Genomic DNA, 19,128 nt, shown 5'->3' on the forward strand with positions numbered 1-19,128 from the left:
CTTTCGCTTCATGAACTTAGGCAGCTATGACCAATTTGCATCATACTTCTTTTGTGATACCTTTTAGGTATGACAAAATCAGTTTCTGAATCAGCCTTGAATGCAGTCGATGTGAGACATTTTTATTATTTTTCTGTCGTTGCGGAGGAAAACAGCCTGCGCCGCGCTGCCGAACGGCTGTTTATGGCCCAGCCACCATTGAGCCGCCAGATCAAACAGCTGGAGGAACGGCTGGGAGTGACGCTCTTTGTCAGGCACAGCAAAGGACTCACCCTTACGGACGAAGGGGCCAAGGTGCTGGCAATAATCCAGCCACTTTTGCGTATGAAAGAGGCCACCTACAAGCGGCTGCAAGAGGAAATCCAACCCAGTGTGCAAATTGCGCGCATCGGTTTCACAACCGCTTTTGAGCAGGGAATTTTTACGGATCTGGAGAAGCGGCTAACGGACGTCTTCAGTGGTAGGATTCATATACAACGCGAATCCTCAACCAGACTCGCACGTGATACGCGCAGAGGAAAACTCGACGCTGCCTTTGTTGCCCTGCCTCTGGACGCGCCGGGGCTGCTTGTACAAGAACTGCCCTACGCCGAGCCAATGCTCGCCGCCTTACCTGCCATATGGCAGATGGCCAAGGGCTCAGCCGCGGAGACGCCATCTCTTAAAAACTTTAATGGAAGGGCACTATTCTGGTTCAGGCGTGAAGCTAATCCGGCATTTTTTGACTATGCAAAAAACCGCTTTGCACAGGCAGGATTCACCCCGTGCTTTCTTGAAGAGCCGGCGGAGCACGACGTACTGCTGGCCCGCATTGCCGCTGGTGAAGGCATGGGCCTATTGCCAGCCTCGTTTGCGGCAATACGAAGAGACGGCGTCGTCTTCACGCCACTGAAAGAAAACGAAGAATTCCATCTACGGCTCGGCCTCGTTGCACTGCCGGGCAAGAGCCCACTTGTACAAACACTGGGCACAATGGCGCCGCCCATATGGACGTGATGGAAGGTGCAGTAGTTACGGCGACAGACAGAATACGAAGACTCTGGGGCAGCAGCAGAGCTATAGTCGATTCGGGGCAAGGCAGTTCTAGGCAGGCAGCCAACAGCAGCACGACAACGATGGACTCATTAGCGGCAAACAAAGCTGCCAGTTTAGCCGCTCACGGGCAATGCAGACAAATAGGCGCTGATGGCAGAACAACAGCGCGCACTCCTCTGCAACTGGCGTTTGGGTGCTTTGAAATGTCCGCCTGAGCAAATTGGCCTCGCATAACTGCGGGGCGCGGATTTCAAAAAATTTGCGTCACATCAAATCAGTACAGCTACACGCCATCATGCGAAAGGCCCCTAGTGTTCCAGGCAACCATCCCTAAAAGAACAAAAAAACGAACCATGTTCCAAATAGAAATACTTGTGCAGTCATTTGTGCTGCACTTGCCATGTCTTTTGCCTTTTTTGCAAATTCGTCAAACTCTATTGAAATTCTATCGACAGTATTTTCAATCGCACTATTTAAAAGTTCAACTATAATGCATATAACAATTGGTACAATTAAGATAAAAAAATCTTGCTTCGAATTACTAACAAATAAAGCAGCTATAAACCCAATAATAGAAAGAAAAATTATCTGACGAAAAGCAGCTTCATCTCTCCATGCATTTAAATATCCATTCTTCGAATACAAAACCGCACCCCAAATTCGATTAAAACCCGTTTTGCCCTTCATAGAATTTCTATTCATAATTGCACCGCTTATAAGTCATATTTTGTACGAACTCTAAATATGCCTGTGGGGCATTTACTCAACAAATTACATGCCTTCTCAATAGCAAAAAAACCCTGACACATCACTGCGCTGCCAATTTCAAACAAAACCTAAGCAGCAAGCATTGTCCAATTTTTCGAGAAATAACTAATAGTGCGCCAAGTGCGCGCCCAGTTTTTGCTCAGATGTCCAGAGTCACGTTGCCAGCGCTAGGGGTTGCACTTGGCAGATTGCCCTTCAGTGAAACCATCCCAGGGTAAGGATGTCGGAGGTAAAGAAAAAAGGCGACGCAAATAGTGTGAAACCTCGCATCGCGTGAAAATAGGTTCCGCACCTCCAGGAGAGGCAAGCTTACGTCCCTTGACGGCCACCAAAAAGGGCACGTAGGGGGCAGGATTGCCGTAGTATGGCCTGTGATCGCCATAAACGATGAATGTCGTGCCTTCTGGCAAAGCTGCATAAAATGCTTGCAAAGCTGCATCGGTCCGGTAGCATTCAGAATAAAAGCCACTCAGGGGCGCATGGGCAAATTGTGGCAACGCTGGCTGGTAGTCCTGCATGTGCATGGTCATAGTGATAATGAACCAGAAAAAAGGCTTGTCGGGAATGTGCCTCTCAGTGAGGCTGAGTAAATCCTCATCTGTAACCACACCATTAAAACCAATATTTAAGGGTTTTACTCCATACTTTTCAAGCTCTTCTTTAAAATGCAGATGCGAAAACCCCATGCGTTGGTAGGCATCACGCAACTCCATATAGCTACCAGTTACGCCATGCCATACTTCCGGGGCAAGCCCACGCTGAGAAAATTTCTGTATGATACTATCTGGGAAAAACATCACACTTTGATATTGTAATATCTTGTCATCGGCAATTCTGGTATTCAGCAGTTCATAATCTGAATTTGCAGAAGCTAATTTTTTTGTTGCATCCATTCTAATATTAAAAGCCGACTGACGTAGGCCCGCCAAAAAAGGCATCACTGCATTGCCATCCACACGGGCATCCAGCAATTCTCCACCCAGACTTTCAACCTGCACCATGACAATACGGTCTGTAACAGGTAAGAGTGGAAGATGCGCCGTCGCGGCATCAGAACATGTGCGCTCGACTGGAACGTTTTTTTCAAAAAGGCGTCCACTTGCAACCTCAGCCAGAGCCGTTGCGAAAAAGCCACGGCGCACAATACTTTCCACAATAAAGTTTTTAAAATTCCCCTTACTCGCTTCGGCTTGTTCATGAGCGATGGTCAAATCACCATACGACGCTTGCAAGGAAACAACACCGTGCAGACCAAGCAAAACAATAGCCGTAGCTATAGCCAAGCCTGGACGTACCCTGACTACGGCAGAAGGGAGCCGACGAGCAAGCAGGCACTGAATAATAAATACCCCACAAAGCAGCAGAGTCAGGGGTACATTTACATAGTCCCATATAGCCATCAGCCCCATATCGCTGACAAGAGAATACTGTTGCACGCTTGTTGTAAGTGACGGCAATGCGCCGAGCGCAGTAATATAGTTTCCAAGACCGATACCAAAAACAAGCTGCACGAAAAAAATGCTATATGCTACGCGCCGTCCTAAAAAAAGAACCAGGGTTGCGGCTACAATGTCCACCAGAAGCAAGGTTGGAAGGGTCATATAAAAATACGCCCCAGGCTGCAAAAAATGAATCACTTGAATACCCCAGGCAGCACCAGCGGTAACAAGAATAAGCAGAATGGGAATCAAAATTTTTTTCGCAACGGGCATAGCCAGACTCCAAAGGAAATTCAGTACATTAAAATGATGTAAAGTATGTAAGCGTATCACGTACATGACCGGAGCCTAGCCACACGCATCGCCGGGGTAGTCAAATCGGCTGTTCGTATAAGACGGCAAAACTACCCCAACATTCTCTTAAAATACTCTGGCAGGCGGAATCGGCGACCAGCCATTGTAACAGTGTGACATTATTGCGTCGCGGCTTACCATTTGAAATATAAAGCCAAATCAATTGAAGCGGTAAGCAAAGCACGCCGAAACGTATATTATGACACATTTTTGTCAATGGTTACAGTATCGTTAATTCTATCAAATTAGCTACTTTGATAGGATAAGTAGTGTTAGGATGAATTTTATGAGATAAAAAAAGCAGAGCCCCGGCAATGCTGACCGTCGACAATTTGCCTTGTCAGACAGTCTGTTGCCACAGGTGACGAGCATATTGTATTGTGTCTTGTGTATTCCAGATTGAAAAACAACGCTGCGTTCAATGTAAGCACAGCCGCAATCATTCAGGTGGCAAGCAATCATGAATATATTGAAAAAAAATCTGTTTACACTGCTGCTACTCAGTTTGTGGGTTTCTTCCAGCCAGGCGGCCATGCGCGAACTTCCCGCCCCCAACACCGTCAGCCCCGAAATGCAAAAATTGACAGAGGCGGCCCCTCTGCCTTTTTGGAATCTGCATCCCAAGGATCACGCTGAATGGAAATCATTCGTGCAAAGCGTAGCGGAAGCTACCGCAACCGAATTGCCAGGATTACGGGAGCAAATGGAAGTGACAGTTACACCAGGAAGTATCGCAGGCGTGCCAGTGTTTACCGTCACGCCACGCAAAATCCGCCCCGAGAATTCAGAGCGGATTTTGCTGCATCTGCACGGTGGCGGCTACGTGCTCAACCCCGGTGAAACCGGCACCTATGAAGCAATCCTTATGGCAGGCATGGGCGGCTTTAAAGTGCTTTCCGTGGATTACAGGATGGCGCCAGATTTCCCCTATCCGGCAGCAATGGACGATGCTGTGGCTGTCTACCGTGAACTGCTGAAAACAGTGCCCGCCGAAAAAATTGGCGTATTCGGAACATCCACAGGCGGTGGAATGACGCTAGCGCTAGGCCTTAGGGCCAAGGCAGAAGGTCTTCCATTGCCAGCGGCTCTCGCCCCTGGCACCCCGTGGACAGATTTGACCCAAACCGGTGACAGCTACTTTGTTAACGAGGGAGTGGACAACATTCTTGTCAGCTATGATGGCTGGCTGGGCGAAGCGGCAAAAGTTTATGCCAACGGGCACGACATGAAAGATCCGATGCTTTCGCCCATATATGGCGATGTGTCAGGATTTCCACCAACCTTGCTGACTACCGGAACACGTGATCTTTTTTTAAGCAACACCATCCGCATGCATTTGAAGCTGCGCCAAGCTGGCATTGATGCAGATCTGATTGTTTTTGAAGGCATGTCGCACGCGCACTACCTCATGGATCCCAATGCACCGGAAACACGTTTCCACTTCACCGAACTGAAAAAATTTTTCAATCAACATCTCCAGTAGGCTCTCACGCTGATTGAAAGGCATTTCCCGGGATATTTTCAGGCATTTCCACGGGCAGCCATACTCACAGTTTAATTTGAAGGTGTTCCATCCCGGCTTTTTCGATGCCATCACACCTGCTTGATGGCTAATTTGCCACAACTAACCTTTTTGGGAACAGACAAACGCTAAAATCGCTTGCTAGTAGAGCTCTGGCTACCCCCTGTTGTTAGTTTCAATACGGTGCAAATGGAAATGTCGGCCCCACCCTAGCGCGGTCTTTCCCAAGCTTTCCTGAAGTCCCGATTGTGCAAAGATGAAGCAGACAGCGCAACATTGCAGATAAATAATACACCATTATAATTATAATTTTCTGAAAAATGACATTCACCTGCACTTTAGCGTCATAGTCTGGCCCCGCACAGATAAAAATGCGCCGGTCTTACCGGCCCGTTCTCCCACACTCAATATTTAAAATCGAACACACTCCAGAAACCACCTCGAGAGAAAGCAGAATATGGGGGCTGCACTTGCGATTAGAAATAAGCGACGCATCTTTTCCTCCTTGATTTCCTCCACTATGAATCGCTATCATTTTAACCTCGTAGATAATTGTCCATTTTTGTGGCTTAAAAAAGTAATCCCCTGCCCCTTGCCGCGGACAGAGCTTTCTGCCTTGCCTGAGCAATATTGCAAGCTATGGTAGGCTTTGTTATCCTACACAAAGAGTTTCATTTTCCTTCAAAAGCGAAGAAAACTGCCACGACCAGGATGCTCCGTTGGCGGAGCCCCAGCTTGATCACTCAAAAGCAGCCCCCGATCAACGCCATCCCCAGGAAATTGCCAAAAAATTGCTGCTCACCTCAGTAGCGTAGAGCCTCACCCCGCGGATGAAGTAATCATCTTCGCAATCCATATTGGTCTTGAAATTTCAGCAATAATCACGTCGAGATCATGATCCGAGACGCAAAAAATTATTAGCTCAACGCACAATCCATTGGCCGACGCCGGCATACGGATCTCACGATGATGGGCATAGGCGACGCAGTACTGGTCCCCCTGCGCAGGCGGATAGAGAAGATTTACCGCCGCCCGGCAACGGAAACGGACGAAAACACTGGGTGGACATCGTCCTTCATGTAATATAAATTTATAGATTAGCGTAGAGCTATCTGAACGCAAAAACAGCATGCCAATTTGTCAGGTCAAGGAACATCTGGATCATGAAGAAAGCGCTTATAACCGGCATTACAGGGCAGGATGGGGCTTACCTTGCGGAATTTCTGTTGCAAAAGGGCTATGAGGTGCACGGCATCAAACGACGCGCTTCATTGTTCAATACGGACCGCATTGACCACCTGTATGAAGACCCACATGCGGATCGGCGTCGTTTCATCCTGCATTACGGCGATCTGAGTGATTCCAGCAATCTGGTGCGTCTGATGCAGGAAGTAAAGCCGGATGAAGTGTATAACCTTGCGGCGCAGAGTCATGTGCAGGTCTCTTTTGAATCGCCGGAGTATACTGCAGACGTGGACGCCCTTGGCACATTGCGCCTGCTTGAAGCTATACGCATTGCCAATCTTACAAAAATCACCCGCTTTTATCAGGCCTCGACCTCTGAACTTTTTGGCATGGTGCAGGACGTGCCTCAGACAGAAAAGACACCGTTTTACCCGCGCTCTCCCTATGCCTGCGCCAAGCTATACGCCTACTGGATCACGGTTAACTACCGTGAAGCCTACGGCATGTACACCTGCAATGGCATCTTGTTTAATCACGAGTCGCCTATTCGCGGTGAAACTTTTGTGACGCGCAAGATCACCCGCGCGATGTCGCGCATGGTGCTCGGGCTGCAGGATTGTCTGTATCTCGGCAATATGGATGCCAAACGCGACTGGGGCCACGCTCGCGATTATGTTGAAATGCAGTGGCTTATGTTGCAGCAGGAACAGCCCGACGATTTTGTTATTGCTACCGGGCGGCAGTTTTCCGTGCGCGATTTTGTCAATGCGGCAGCCGCAGAACTTGGTGTCGGTCTGAACTGGCAGGGTGAAGGAGCAGACGAAACGGGTACAGTGGCAAGCGTTGACATAAGCAGGCTGCAACAGGTGTCGGGCAACCGTCAGGGCCTGGAATGCCATCTCAAGCCCGGCGATGTCATTGTGCGTGTGGATCCGCGCTACTTCCGCCCCACTGAGGTCGAAACCCTGCTAGGCAACCCAGCTAAAGCCAAAGAAGAGCTGGGTTGGGAACCAAGAACAACTTTTGAAGATATGGTGGCCGAAATGGCGCGCGAAGATTTGGCCCTTAGCATGCGCGATGCCGTGTGCAAAGTGGCTGGATTCAAGACATTCAGCCATAACGAGTAATCCGCGTGGACAAAAATTCGCTTATTTATGTGGCGGGGCATCGTGGCCTTGTGGGCAGCGCCATATGCCGTGCCCTTGGTCGGGCAGGCTATGAAAACCTGCTCGTGCGCACGCATGCAGAACTTGACCTGTGCAATCAGGAGGCGGTGCGCAGCTTTTTTGCACAACACAGGCCCTCTGTTGTAATTCTTGCTGCCGCCAAAGTGGGTGGCATTCACGCCAATTCCACCTATCCTGCTGAATTTATCTACGAGAACCTGCAGATACAAAATAACGTCATTGACAGCGCTTACCGCAACGACTGCAAAAAGCTGCTATTTCTGGGATCATCGTGCATTTATCCCAAAATGTGCCCACAGCCCATCAAGGAAGAGTATCTCCTCACCGGGCCTCTGGAGTCCACCAATGACGCCTACGCCCTTGCAAAAATCGCGGGAATCAAGATGTGCCAAGCATACCGCAAGCAGTACGGCTTTGACGCCATCAGCGCCATGCCCACCAATCTGTATGGCCCAGGCGACAATTATCACCCGACGAATAGCCATGTAATCCCGGCGCTTATCCGCCGTTTCCATGAAGCAAAGGTTACAGGCGCAAAAAGCGTCGCCATATGGGGTACAGGCAACGCTCTGCGCGAATTCCTGTATGTGGACGACATGGCTGAAGCCTGCGTATTTTTGCTCGAGAGCTACTCTGATTCTGAGCACGTCAATGTGGGATGTGGCTCCGACATTAGCATCATTGACATCGCCCGGCTTATCGCCAAGGCTGTGGATTATGAAGGCACTATTGACACTGACCCCACAAAGCCCGATGGTACGCCGCGCAAACTTATGGATTGCAACAAGATTTTTAGCATGGGCTGGAAGCCGCGTGTGGGGCTAAAAGAAGGACTACGCGACGCTTACAACGATTTTTTGCAAAATCAGCATAAATGGGGCTATTAGCATTCATGTCACGTGAACTTGTTATTGAAGCCGGTCGCGCCGAACGCCAGTACTGGAAAGACCTGTGGCATTACCGTGAGCTTTTTCTTATTCTGACGTGGCGCGATGTGGCCGTACAGTACAAGCAGACGGTTGTAGGCATTTTGTGGGCGATATTGCGGCCCCTGCTGACCATGGCGGCCTTTACCTTTGTGTTTGCAAAAGTGGCCAAGCTACCTTCTGAAGGGGTTGCGCCATATCCACTGATGGTTTTTGCAGCCATGCTGCCGTGGCAACTGTTTGCCACAGCCATTACAGGCACGGCCAACAGCCTTGTTGTCAACAGCAACCTTGTTTCAAAAGTGTATTTCCCCAGAATTATCGTCCCCGCCGCCACCATTGGAGTGGCAGTGGCGGACTTTGTAATATCATTTGTGCTGCTGGGGGGCATGATGCTGTGGTATCAGTATCTGCCACCCATACAATTTTTTGCCATTGTACCGCTGATACTTTTGGCCTCGTTAGTAGCCTTGGGGCCGGGACTCATCCTCTGCGCACTAAATGTAACGTACCGGGATTTTCGCATTATTGTTCCTTTCATTACCCAGTTCGGTTTGTACCTTTCACCCGTAGGCTTTTCGTCAAGCATCGTGCCTGAAAAGTGGCGTCTACTGTATGAATGCAATCCTATGGTCGGCGTTATTGACGGGTTTCGTTGGGCGGTGTTGGGTTCAATCGAATTTCCGCAGCGAGCATTGTGCATAAGCCTCGTTTATGCCGTTATTTTTCTATTTTTCGGCATCAAAATTTTTCGCAAGACAGAACGCACTTTTGCCGATGTGATTTAGGATACACATATGAAACCCATTATCTCCGTTGAAGGGCTTGGCAAAAGCTATACCATACAGCATGAAGGGCAAACGAGCTACAAGTCATTGCGCGAAGAAATTTTCAAGCTGCCAAAGCAGCTGTTGCAACACAGCAGCCAAACCCAGGAAGAATTTTGGGCGCTTAAAGATGTAAGTTTTGACGTTATGCCTGGCGAGCGAGTTGGTATTATTGGCCGTAATGGCGCTGGCAAGTCCACCCTGCTCAAGATGCTCTCTCGTATTACCGACCCCACTATCGGGCGAATCACCCTGCGTGGGCGCGCAGCTAGCCTGCTTGAGGTTGGTACAGGTTTTCATCCGGAACTGACAGGACGAGAGAATATTTTTCTTAACGGGGCCATCCTCGGTATGAGTCGAGTTGAGGTTCGCCGAAAATTTGACGAAATAGTAGATTTTGCTGGAGTAGAAAAATTCCTGGATACGCCGGTCAAACGTTATTCTTCAGGTATGTATGTGCGTCTTGCTTTTGCCGTGGCCGCACACCTTGAACCTGAGATCCTTATTGTTGACGAAGTGCTGGCGGTTGGTGATATTGAATTTCAAAAAAAATGCCTTGGCAAAATGGAGGCAGTGAGCAAAGAAGGCCGCACGCTTCTCTTTGTTAGCCACCAAATGGGCATGATTTCAAAATTGTGCCAACGAGGGCTCTTCTTCAAGAACGGCAAGCTGGTCATGGATGATGCAGCAGAAGCATGCGTGCAAAAATACCTCTCGCTCGATAAAGAAAACAATGCTTCCGTAGATTTTACCTCCCTGCGATACCATCGCGTTAAGCCAAAAGAAGTTCAAATTATTGGGTTTTCATTAAATAACATTGATGAAGCGCCCAATACGCCAATACGTTCAGATAAGCCCTGCGAAGCAAAAATAATGGTTGATGTGCTTACAGAAAAAACTTCCTTTGGGGCCGACTTCAGCATAAGTGGGCCGCACGGCAAGATTATGACATTCCATTCCATGTTACATTCTGGTTTTTCTCCAGCAATAATGAAAGGAAGACACACGTTCTTGTGCAGGACGGACCCATTGCGTTTATATTCAGGATCCTACTCGCTTTCTGTATGCCTTTCGCGCCCTAACCTGGTCCTTGACGCAGTCGACGATGCTATGGCTATTTCTGTTCTTTGTCCGAGCTCTGCTGAAAGCGCAACGGAGCTTTCTCTGGCAACAGGCTTTGGCACAGTACTCATAAATCACCAATGGGAACTGCTCTCTTAACTTTTGGTAAAAGAAATGGATGCAAAAAATACAGATATTCGCAGACAACTGAGTATCAAACATCGGTTCGCCGCTCATATTCTCATGTTTGATGTCGAGCCATTTATACTTCGTGCAATAGATAACTGCGCACCATACGTGGAAAAAATATACCTCGCCTACAGTGAAAGACCTTGGGTATATAATGCGCAGGCAAGAGAGTCGTATGCCAATCCCACCCGGCTTGATCTAGTGGAACAATCACCCTGGCGGAGTAAAATTGAAATAATTCAAGGCGAGTGGGATAGAGAGGAAGACCAGAGGAATGCTTGTGTTGAGAAAGCAAAAAAGGATGGCATAGACTTTCTGATTATCCATGATGCCGACGAGTTTTATACAAAAGAAGATTATATCTCAAATATTAAAAAAATAGACGCGAACAGTGGGCATGAAGGGTTCCGTACGCCTTGGTGTTCCTTTTGGAAAAATATTTCTTGGATAATAGAAAATAATGGCAACCCAATTGTGGGGTATCCTCAATTTGCCATTAATTGCGCAAAAAATATTCACTTTACTCATGCACGTAATTATTCAGCAAAAAATGAATATATGCTTGATGGTCTGTGCTACCATTTGAGTTTTGTTCGAACTGACCAAGATTTACTGACGAAGCTTTCCACATGGGGCCATTCACACGAGGTGGATATCCGGCAATGGTACGCTGACAAGTGGCTTCAATGGCACCCCGAGAAAAAAAATCTCCATCCTGTCACGCCTCCCGCTTGGGCAAAAGCCGTGCCATTTACAGGAAAGCTTCCTGATAGCTTGATCGGGTTTGAATACGGCAGTTTTTCAACATCCCTGCCTTCACGGAAAGAAAAACTGTGCGATGCTGCGAACAATTTACTTGGTGGGCATAGCCTTAAAGACCATGTAAAAAACGTTTTACGCAAAGTGGGCCTGTTCTCACGGGCCAAGCATTCTTACATGGCAATCAAAAAGCTCGCCACGATATTCGATAAGGCCGCTGGGAAGCTACATCGCCTATACACTGCTCTCGCATGGAAACATATATATAGGAAAAAAGTGGCTTCTGCTCCTAGTATACGGCTGCATCTCGGATGCGGTTCAAATCGTATTAATGGGATGATAAATTGTGAATACAGAGCAACCACTGCTGCTGACATTGTGATGGACTGCTCTGATCTGTCAAAATTTTTGACACGTTCTGTGGATTTAATTTTCTCTCACGCATTTTTTGAGCATTTGTACTTCAATCAAAGGCTGCCTCTTTTGCGTGAATGCCGTAGAATCATTAAAGAAAATAAACGTATTATTTTTTTGGGACTGCCTGATTTACATATTATTGCAAAAAGCTACATGGACGGTGCCGATTTCACCGCGGGGAGACAGTTTGATGCCTCTGTTGTGTATCGCTATACGCATGGAGACCCTGAAATTGCTCCTGACTGGTGGACAGAACAACTCCACAAAACGCTATTTGACAAGCAAGTAGTCAGCGACTTGCTCCATAAGAGTGGGTTTGAACATTTTGCGCTATTCAACTATCGATACAGGGACGAGAACATACCACTTAATTTAGGCTTTATTGCATGGCATGGACAGGATAACAATCTGAATATATTACAAGAACTAAGCCCATTTCTAGATAAATTTCATGATGTCAAAGACTGCATGGAAATGCTTACAACCTACAACTGCACAATAGATAAAGGAATTTATCAATGATAGGGCTTGTAGTACCTGTTTTTGTAAACAAATATATTTTATCTTGTGTAAAATCCATTTGCAAAAACACGCATACTCAGGAAATTCAAATATGTATCGTAAATGATGGCAGACGAGAGCTGGATGGCTGGTTGGCAAAACATGCATGGCCGTCAAATGTGCATATTCTTAACCTTCCTGAGAACCGATGCTTCGCTGGCGCCAATAATGCTGGATGGGAATTTCTTTTACAAAATTTTCCCGATGTAAAATATCTTGGCACTATCAACGACGACACGAACGTGTGCCCTGGCTGCATCGATGCCCTCATTGCGTGCCTTGAACAAAGTCCGGACGTTGGGATGGTTGGTCCGATCCAAACTATTCCGCATTTTTTTAAAAAAACTTCTTTGGCTGTATGGCGACTGGGGGATGCAAAAGAACAAAATATGGTTCTTGTCGATAATGATGTTATGCAAAACACGTATTGTTCTGTTCTGGCTGGCGTTTGCCTTGTGGCCCGTGCGGAACTTTTAAGAGATATTAATTTCTTTGACTCACGCTACATTAACAGCTGTGAAGACATTGATATTTCGCTTTCCGCAAGAAAAGCAGGCTGGCGGCTCATGGTAGCCTCGAAAGCACGGCTACTGCACTATGCGGGTAAAAGTAGATATAGAAAAGAGGCAAGTTCACAAATTACGACTTCAGAATTGACATTAAAAAGAAAATGGGGAGAAAATCTTTCCATCTACAATAAACTTGATTTCTTTTCATAAATTCAGGGTACGCATTTCAAGAACTATTTTCTATCTAGCTGACATATGTGTAAGACGTGAAGACAAAACAGACTGTTAAAAATTGGTTCTTCGCTGAGGGCTGCGGCACCACCAATATTCAGAAATCACCTTTGCACTTTAAGGAGCCCAAGCCACGCCTCTGTACTTCCATCAGACGCTGACACAAGAAGATGAAAATCCTCTGCATTTGCTTGAAGAAATCACAAGCAAGATAAGAAAAAAATCTCAGCGGATGGGCTCTTACCAAGAGCAGTTTACGCTCGCTTTTTGCCAACATAGATCAATCTCAATCGATGAAAGCGTATTGTGTTGTCGAGCTAGGCGGCGGACAATCAACGCTGTTCTGGAAGGCAATGAGCGAAAAATTCCCAAGGTTGATAGTCACAACATGGGAACATGACCAGGAGTTTATTGCCCCCCCAAACACAAGGTTGCCGGCTCATCAGTTCGGATTGAACATCGCAAACTACAACAGTATAGCGAGATGGAGTGCGAAAAAATATTTTCTTCCCGACAACTCAAAGACATTGAAACCGCATTTACTGCATCTAGTCCGTCAGACCTGCCAACAAACGAATATTGCAATACCCGTGCGCGCAATGTTTTTTACAGCATTGATGACATCAACATTCCAACAGGGAAGATAGACCTTCTTATTGTTGATGGCCCGCATGGCAATGGCCGCAGCTTATCCTTTGCTGCTTTAGCGAAATATTTTGAGCAAGGCACGATTATCCTGATTGATGATGTCAGCCACTATCCATTCCTTGAGATGTTATCGAAATTTGCAATATTTCAAATTCTGAGTTCTTCTTTCTCACTAAACAAGCAGTGGATAATCGTAAAGGTTGAATCTCTAACCGTATAATTTATTTTTACGCAGAGGGCCTCGCACCAGACAGCAGCGCCAAATACAGGTCATGGTAGCGCTGTGCGATGCCATGCAATGAATATTCGCTCAATGCTTTTTGGCGTGCAGCGTTACGAAGTTGATCCTTTTTTTCTGGAGCGCACTGCACCAGCCAAGCTATTCCATCCGCCAAAGCTTTTACGTCAAAGCATGGCGCTAAAGCACCGTTTTCGCCATCGGCAATCATGTCGGGGATGCCTCCTGTACGAAAGGCCGCCACAGGGGTCCCGCAAGAAAGCGCCTCCATGACGGTATTGGGCAGGTTTTCTTCCCGCGAGGGGCAAATGAACACATCTGCCGCAGAATAGGCAAGCGCCAAGGCCACGTCATCATGCAGGTGCCCCAACTCAATGACCGAAAGTGGCATTTCCCCGGCGGGCACGCTTCCACCAAAGACCGCGCAGCATACCTGTTTGCGCAAAGGTGTCGGCAGCGCACCGAGTGCAGCGCACAACAGGTCAAATCCTTTATTGGGGTCACTGCCTGGCGACACTGCACCAAACACGACAAGCGGCACATCTTGTGGCAATTGCAGCATCTGGCGCGCCAATCGCTGGTTGATCGGCCGAAAGCGGTCGGTGTCAACACCATTAGGGATGCGTATAATGGGAAAGTGTTGCAATAGCGGACTGGATTTTGCCAAAAATTCAAGATGACGGCTGGGTGCTGCAATGGTCAAGTTCAGCCGTTTATAAGCCGATTTGCGCAACGCATAGCCCAGAGAACTCATGTCCACGCCTGCGCCGCTGCCCAGTTGAGGGCACCGCCCACAACCATGCCGATACCCTTCACAGCCTTTGAGGATATGGCAGCCACCCGTCAAGGCCCAAGTATCGTGCAACGTCCAGACGACCGGCACGCCAAGCCTGGCGAGTGAGTGCAACGGCAAGAAGCTGTCCGCAATCCAGTGCAAGTGTACGACGTCAGGACGCAAAGCCTTGATGCGCCGATGCACTCCCGAAGGTCGCCAGGACGGAGAAAAGAGAGCCCTCCTGTCACGACCTGGGTAGCACAAAAGCGGCAGCCGCTCCGCCTGCCTGATGAAAGGCTGCATTGTTCGCCGCAGACGACTGGTCACCGCATGGACGCCGGGGGTATCCCCACTTTGCTGCATGACGGCCAGAACACTGTCATCTCCCAGACCGCGAAGCCCAAGGTGGAGCCGTCGAGCGGCAATAGCAGCACCACCGCCGTTGTCAAGCGTATTGCAAAGAACCGGCCGCATTAAAAATATCCCCCAGTCAAAAACGAGCGAAGCCGTGCCTTGAATGTGAGGCCATCCCAGTTGCGCACAAGATGGCGGGGCACAGCATAGGGATTTGTCCAAGGCCGAACCTGCCCCGGAAAATTGGCTGCAACCCGCCTGAGACCAAGCTGGCGGCATGCTTGCCAGCTATCTTTATTATAATCGCAAACTCGGCCTAGCGGAGAACGCGCGCCAAAGGGGTAGGCTGCGACCGTTGGACGACGCCCCGTCCACGCTTCTAGCTTGTCGACTGACACCTTGATTTCCTGATACTGCTCATCTGCCGTAAGATTGCATAACCGCGGGTGAGTATCCGTATGTGCACCAAGGCAAACCAGTGCATGACGACTGAAATCCTTAAGCTCTTTGACCGTAAGCGGGCGGCAATTCTCCAACTCATTCATGAGAGCCCCCTGGCTTTGCAGCATTGCGGCCACAGCATTTTTCTGTTCGGCAGGCGGCATGGAACGGATAAGCTCGTGATCTTTCAAACGCCCGCAGGCGTTAAGCACATCCCACCAAAAGGGCCAGGCATTTTGCACGTGCCCTGTACTTATGAAAAATGTTGCAGGCATATGATAACGCTCTAGTATAGGCAGCGCTGTCATGTAGTTATCCGCATAGCCGTCATCAAAGGTCAGACAAACGGCAGGACGCGAGGCGCACAACCGCTCAGCGTCAAAGGGCAAAACATCATCAAAGGTTGCCGCAATGACTTCAAGCTGTTCCGCAAAATACTGTGGGGTCACCGCCAGTTGCATTGAGTCATCTTCAACTTGCGCCACTCTGTGGTAAGCAAGAACGATTATGGGAGAATAGACAAGATTGATTCCAGCGGCACAAGCACTGTATGTGCTAAAGCACACTTTACGAGCCAGGGACTTACAAAAAGGAAGCAATGTCATGCCAGCCTCCGCGCTTTTTTCCCCCGCAGGGCGTGCCATGCTGCGCCCAACAACGGAAATCGACGTCGGATGCGCGCTTTAAAGAGGCCCATGCGCCCACCACTTTCACGCAACAGAATTGTACGCCTGGCTTTAACCATTCTTGGATCAGCGCACACGTCAATTGGTTGCATCTTGATTGGGGTGTCACTCAGGGAAGTGTCAAAAAGCGTGTGCACACCGCAGTTTGTGCCCGACCCGTCAGCCCCTGAATGTAAGACAAGAGAACGGCCAGGGTAAAGCGTATACATATTACGCAAGTACGCAGAGGCATGCCATCGAACGGCCCATGACGAATTGCGCTTTTCAGCCACGTCAACCAGCAGCCCAGTAAAATCGTAACACCCCTGAGCATTGAAATCATCAATACAGGAAGCTTCGCGAAGTTGGCGCAGCAACTTCGCTGCGTCAGGCTCAAAGAAGTCCCAAGCCCGGCGCCAAGTTCCCCAGCCAAGGCAATCAGTTCCCTTAAGGAAAAACGTTTCCGGGGGGCAGTCTACTGTATGTGGAAAAAGATAGCCGTGTACAGAGGCGACCTGGGAATTATCCGCGTAAAGATTGAGCCCTGCATTCATATATTCCAAAAAAAATGGAGCGGTGATCAAGTCGTCTTCCAGTACAACTACGCGGTCGAACGCGGTCACGACTTCTCCAACACCTCGTATGATGCTACCGCCAAGCCCCAAATTATCATCCGAGGGCACAACGTCGACCGATTGAAAGCCCACTGCCTGACGGGCCACCCGCCGGGTTTCCTCCGTCAGCGTTCTTTCCGCCTCGGACCTCGGCCCGTCACAATAAATGATGAGGTCGCTCTGTGCGGCAAGCGTATTGCGTTGCAGGGCTTCAAGTGTTTTTTGAAGATGACGGGGTCGATTGAAGGCAAAGATGATAATGGGCGCGATCATATATCCTCAATAAATGCTGCTGCAACAGGTCCGTCCCATGGCTCTTTTGCTGGACATCCGGCATGACGCAAAGCTAATCGACATATGAACTACTTTTTTTGCTGTGCGAAAATACATTACGTTATTTTACAGGCCACATTGGTGCGCTGGGCGGCTGCAATTTTCCCCAGATACAGAACAAGTGCGCGGCTGAACAACAGGCCCGGTTCTGGCTTACATTGCGCACAAGCCATCTGCCCTGCGCTTCCGTCACATGATACTTTTCGGCAGTATGCGCTTACGCAATGCCCGATGCAAGCTTGTCGTCAGGGTCCAGACATGCGGAAATTTTTTGAGGAGTTTTATCACAGCTGGAGGCAAGGGGATTTCATCATCCTGGAGGCAGCGCTTGAGATCATCGGACAGATCATGCCTCGGCAAGGCTGAAAGCCAGGCAGCCAGATTACCACCATTGTCAAACCAGTTGAGATGGCGCTCCGCAAAAGCGCGAGCTGCCGCTTTTTTTTCAGGCAAGCTGGCATATCCGTCAACAAACGTCTGCATGGCCTCCACCAGAGCGTCAGAACTGACCAGACACTGAGGCCAATAGTAGCCGTCCGAACGGGCCCAAAGTTTGTCAACGGACACCGCCACTCCCGATTCCGGGGTGATAAATTCGTTCATTGGGGGATTGTCGGGAACGATGAGCGGCAGCCCGCAGGCCAAAGCTTCTGCCTGCGTGAGACCAATGCCTTCCAGCCGTGACGGATATACATAAACGTCCCCCATGTGATAGAGTCCTGGGGCCGGAACTTCCTTGTCAATCAGAGTAAGACGCCCTTGCGCCACCAGTTGCTCCGCAAGGGAGGCGACATCAGCTATGGAGTTAAAAGCCCCTTCCTGCAGATGCAAAATAAGGTGAGCCTTGCCTGAAAGGCCTGAAAAAGCTTGTAATACAAGATCCGTCCCCTTTCGATAAGGGCTCATACCCGCCGAGTGAAAAAAAATGGGGCCATCATGGCCTTTCGCCGTAAACGATTGCGGACGAAAAAGTTCAAGGTCCGTCCCCCAGGGGATATACAGGCAGTGCGGATGATTTTTAAACACGCCATAATGGCGCTGGGTATTACAGATCAACCCGTCATAGATGGAAAAGTGCGCAACTGTATCTTCTGTATAATAATCAATGTAAGCAACCGTTCTGCATCCATACTCCATAGCCCAATAGACTGGTGGAAGCCACCATTGCTCGTTGAAGATGACTATTTCTATGCCGTTATGGCGAATCCAGGCGACAAAGTCTCCCCGGTCAATACCGGTGACAGTTCGCACCATACCCCTCTTTCCCCAAGTTACCTCGGGGGTATCCCAATTGGGATCATTTTGCGCATACCGTTCTCCGCCCCTGGCATAGATAAAAACTTCGCTGCCATTTTTGCGCAAAAGGTCTCGATATTGGCGCGAAACATAGGCAGCTCCGCGTTCAAACCATGTTGTCACTATGCCTACGCGCATGATTCTTCGTCTTTAGCTGAAAAAAAATCCACAAGAATGGCGGCAATACGCTCGGCTGCGCGGCCATCGCCATAAGGATTTTTTGACGTGACCATGCGCTGATAAATGCCATTGGCATCGCCAAGAACAGCAGAAACGCTTTGAACAATTTCTTCACAATCGGTGCCGACAAGGCGACTGCAACCAGCCTCTACGCCTTCGGGGCGTTCAGTTACATCGCGCATGACCAAAACCGGTTTTTTGAGTGAAGGCGCTTCTTCCTGTACCCCACCGGAATCGGTCAGCAAGCAGTATGCGGCTCGCATTACTGCTACAAATTGTCTGTATGGCAACGGGTCGGCAAGCAAAATATTGGAATACCCTGAAAGGTTGTCAAACACGATTTGCCGCACATTCGGGTTCAAGTGGACAGGATAAAGGAAAACCACATCCTGGTGCATTGATGCCAGCCTTCGAAGAGCCTGACATATGGATTCGAACCCTTTCCCGAAACTCTCCCGGCGGTGCCCCGTAATCAAAACAAATCGCCGTCCAGAGGCGACCAATTCCTGAATTGGCCGAGGCAAGTCAAGCGGAATGTTTTGGACATTATGGGCAGTCCAGAGCAGTGCATCAATCCCCGTATTGCCTGTGAGGTGGATGCACCCGCGCGGAA

General features: G+C 48.8%; 16 protein-coding genes. 9 read left to right on the plus strand and 7 right to left on the minus strand.

The window, feature by feature from the left end:
* Positions 1 to 69 precede the first annotated feature (69 nt).
* On the plus strand, positions 70 to 996 hold the full coding sequence (locus tag QM579_RS09750) for a LysR family transcriptional regulator (protein ID WP_414998967.1): 927 nt from the start codon (positions 70 to 72) through the stop codon (positions 994 to 996).
* A gap of 369 nt (positions 997 to 1,365) precedes the next feature.
* On the opposite strand, the gene QM579_RS09755 is transcribed toward QM579_RS09750, so the two are convergent.
* A complete protein-coding gene (locus QM579_RS09755) occupies positions 1,366 to 1,737 on the minus strand; it encodes a diacylglycerol kinase (RefSeq protein ID WP_414998968.1) in 372 nt (123 codons plus the stop codon).
* A gap of 233 nt (positions 1,738 to 1,970) precedes the next feature.
* On the minus strand, positions 1,971 to 3,515 hold the full coding sequence (locus QM579_RS09760) for a sulfatase-like hydrolase/transferase (protein WP_414998969.1): 1,545 nt from the start codon (positions 3,513 to 3,515) through the stop codon (positions 1,971 to 1,973).
* A gap of 541 nt (positions 3,516 to 4,056) precedes the next feature.
* Here QM579_RS09760 and QM579_RS09765 point away from each other — a divergent pair.
* The 8 genes from QM579_RS09765 to QM579_RS09800 all read left to right on the plus strand — a co-directional run bounded on the left by QM579_RS09765 (position 4,057) and on the right by QM579_RS09800 (position 13,839).
* Positions 4,057 to 5,079 (plus strand): alpha/beta hydrolase, encoded by a 1,023-nt coding sequence (locus QM579_RS09765; protein ID WP_414998970.1) that lies wholly within the window; start codon positions 4,057 to 4,059, stop codon positions 5,077 to 5,079.
* Between the two features lie 1,202 nt (positions 5,080 to 6,281).
* A complete protein-coding gene (gene gmd, locus QM579_RS09770; RefSeq protein ID WP_414998971.1) occupies positions 6,282 to 7,430 on the plus strand; it encodes a GDP-mannose 4,6-dehydratase in 1,149 nt (382 codons plus the stop codon).
* Positions 7,431 to 7,435: 5 nt separating this feature from the next.
* Entirely contained in the window at positions 7,436 to 8,377 is a 942-nt protein-coding gene (fcl, locus tag QM579_RS09775) for a GDP-L-fucose synthase (protein WP_414998972.1), read from the plus strand.
* Between the two features lie 5 nt (positions 8,378 to 8,382).
* Positions 8,383 to 9,204, plus strand: a complete 822-nt coding sequence (locus QM579_RS09780) for an ABC transporter permease (protein WP_414998973.1) — start codon at positions 8,383 to 8,385, stop codon at positions 9,202 to 9,204.
* A gap of 9 nt (positions 9,205 to 9,213) precedes the next feature.
* A complete protein-coding gene (locus tag QM579_RS09785; protein WP_414998974.1) occupies positions 9,214 to 10,464 on the plus strand; it encodes an ABC transporter ATP-binding protein in 1,251 nt (416 codons plus the stop codon).
* Positions 10,465 to 10,479: 15 nt separating this feature from the next.
* A complete protein-coding gene (locus tag QM579_RS09790) occupies positions 10,480 to 12,192 on the plus strand; it encodes a methyltransferase domain-containing protein (RefSeq protein WP_414998975.1) in 1,713 nt (570 codons plus the stop codon).
* On the plus strand, positions 12,189 to 12,950 hold the full coding sequence (locus QM579_RS09795) for a glycosyltransferase (protein WP_414998976.1): 762 nt from the start codon (positions 12,189 to 12,191) through the stop codon (positions 12,948 to 12,950). Before QM579_RS09790 ends, QM579_RS09795 begins: the two co-directional genes overlap by 4 nt.
* A gap of 505 nt (positions 12,951 to 13,455) precedes the next feature.
* On the plus strand, positions 13,456 to 13,839 hold the full coding sequence (locus QM579_RS09800) for a hypothetical protein (protein ID WP_414998977.1): 384 nt from the start codon (positions 13,456 to 13,458) through the stop codon (positions 13,837 to 13,839).
* Between the two features lie 7 nt (positions 13,840 to 13,846).
* On the opposite strand, the gene QM579_RS09805 is transcribed toward QM579_RS09800, so the two are convergent.
* The 5 genes from QM579_RS09805 to wecB form a co-directional block, all read right to left on the minus strand.
* Positions 13,847 to 15,106 carry a glycosyltransferase gene (locus tag QM579_RS09805; protein WP_414998978.1) on the minus strand — a complete coding sequence of 420 codons (1,260 nt, stop codon included), beginning with the start codon at positions 15,104 to 15,106 and terminating at the stop codon, positions 13,847 to 13,849.
* Positions 15,106 to 15,888, minus strand: a complete 783-nt coding sequence (locus QM579_RS09810; RefSeq protein ID WP_414998979.1) for a polysaccharide deacetylase family protein — start codon at positions 15,886 to 15,888, stop codon at positions 15,106 to 15,108. Before QM579_RS09810 ends, QM579_RS09805 begins: the two co-directional genes overlap by 1 nt.
* Positions 15,889 to 16,028: 140 nt before the next feature.
* Positions 16,029 to 16,979, minus strand: a complete 951-nt coding sequence (locus QM579_RS09815) for a glycosyltransferase family A protein (RefSeq protein WP_414998980.1) — start codon at positions 16,977 to 16,979, stop codon at positions 16,029 to 16,031.
* Positions 16,980 to 17,228: 249 nt separating this feature from the next.
* Entirely contained in the window at positions 17,229 to 18,473 is a 1,245-nt protein-coding gene (locus QM579_RS09820) for a glycosyltransferase family 4 protein (protein ID WP_414998981.1), read from the minus strand.
* Positions 18,464 to 19,114: a non-hydrolyzing UDP-N-acetylglucosamine 2-epimerase gene (gene wecB / locus QM579_RS09825; protein ID WP_414998982.1), complete on the minus strand. Its 651-nt coding sequence runs from the start codon at positions 19,112 to 19,114 to the stop codon at positions 18,464 to 18,466. The genes QM579_RS09820 and wecB overlap by 10 nt, the downstream gene beginning before the upstream one ends.
* Positions 19,115 to 19,128: the final 14 nt, after the last annotated feature.

This window comes from Desulfovibrio sp., from assembly GCF_047607245.1.
In the GTDB taxonomy this organism is placed as follows: Bacteria; Desulfobacterota; Desulfovibrionia; order Desulfovibrionales; family Desulfovibrionaceae; genus Desulfovibrio.

Coding starts and splice junctions, on each gene's coding strand:
- QM579_RS09750 (WP_414998967.1), top strand. CDS start 70: ATGACAAAATCAGTTTCTGAATCAGCCTTGAATGCAGTCGATGTGAGA.
- QM579_RS09755 (WP_414998968.1), bottom strand. CDS start 1,737: ATGAATAGAAATTCTATGAAGGGCAAAACGGGTTTTAATCGAATTTGG.
- QM579_RS09760 (WP_414998969.1), bottom strand. CDS start 3,515: ATGCCCGTTGCGAAAAAAATTTTGATTCCCATTCTGCTTATTCTTGTT.
- QM579_RS09765 (WP_414998970.1), top strand. CDS start 4,057: ATGAATATATTGAAAAAAAATCTGTTTACACTGCTGCTACTCAGTTTG.
- gmd (WP_414998971.1), top strand. CDS start 6,282: ATGAAGAAAGCGCTTATAACCGGCATTACAGGGCAGGATGGGGCTTAC.
- QM579_RS09780 (WP_414998973.1), top strand. CDS start 8,383: ATGTCACGTGAACTTGTTATTGAAGCCGGTCGCGCCGAACGCCAGTAC.
- QM579_RS09785 (WP_414998974.1), top strand. CDS start 9,214: ATGAAACCCATTATCTCCGTTGAAGGGCTTGGCAAAAGCTATACCATA.
- QM579_RS09790 (WP_414998975.1), top strand. CDS start 10,480: ATGGATGCAAAAAATACAGATATTCGCAGACAACTGAGTATCAAACAT.
- QM579_RS09795 (WP_414998976.1), top strand. CDS start 12,189: ATGATAGGGCTTGTAGTACCTGTTTTTGTAAACAAATATATTTTATCT.
- QM579_RS09800 (WP_414998977.1), top strand. CDS start 13,456: ATGGAGTGCGAAAAAATATTTTCTTCCCGACAACTCAAAGACATTGAA.
- QM579_RS09805 (WP_414998978.1), bottom strand. CDS start 15,106: ATGCGGCCGGTTCTTTGCAATACGCTTGACAACGGCGGTGGTGCTGCT.
- QM579_RS09810 (WP_414998979.1), bottom strand. CDS start 15,888: ATGCAACTGGCGGTGACCCCACAGTATTTTGCGGAACAGCTTGAAGTC.
- QM579_RS09815 (WP_414998980.1), bottom strand. CDS start 16,979: ATGATCGCGCCCATTATCATCTTTGCCTTCAATCGACCCCGTCATCTT.
- QM579_RS09820 (WP_414998981.1), bottom strand. CDS start 18,473: ATGCGCGTAGGCATAGTGACAACATGGTTTGAACGCGGAGCTGCCTAT.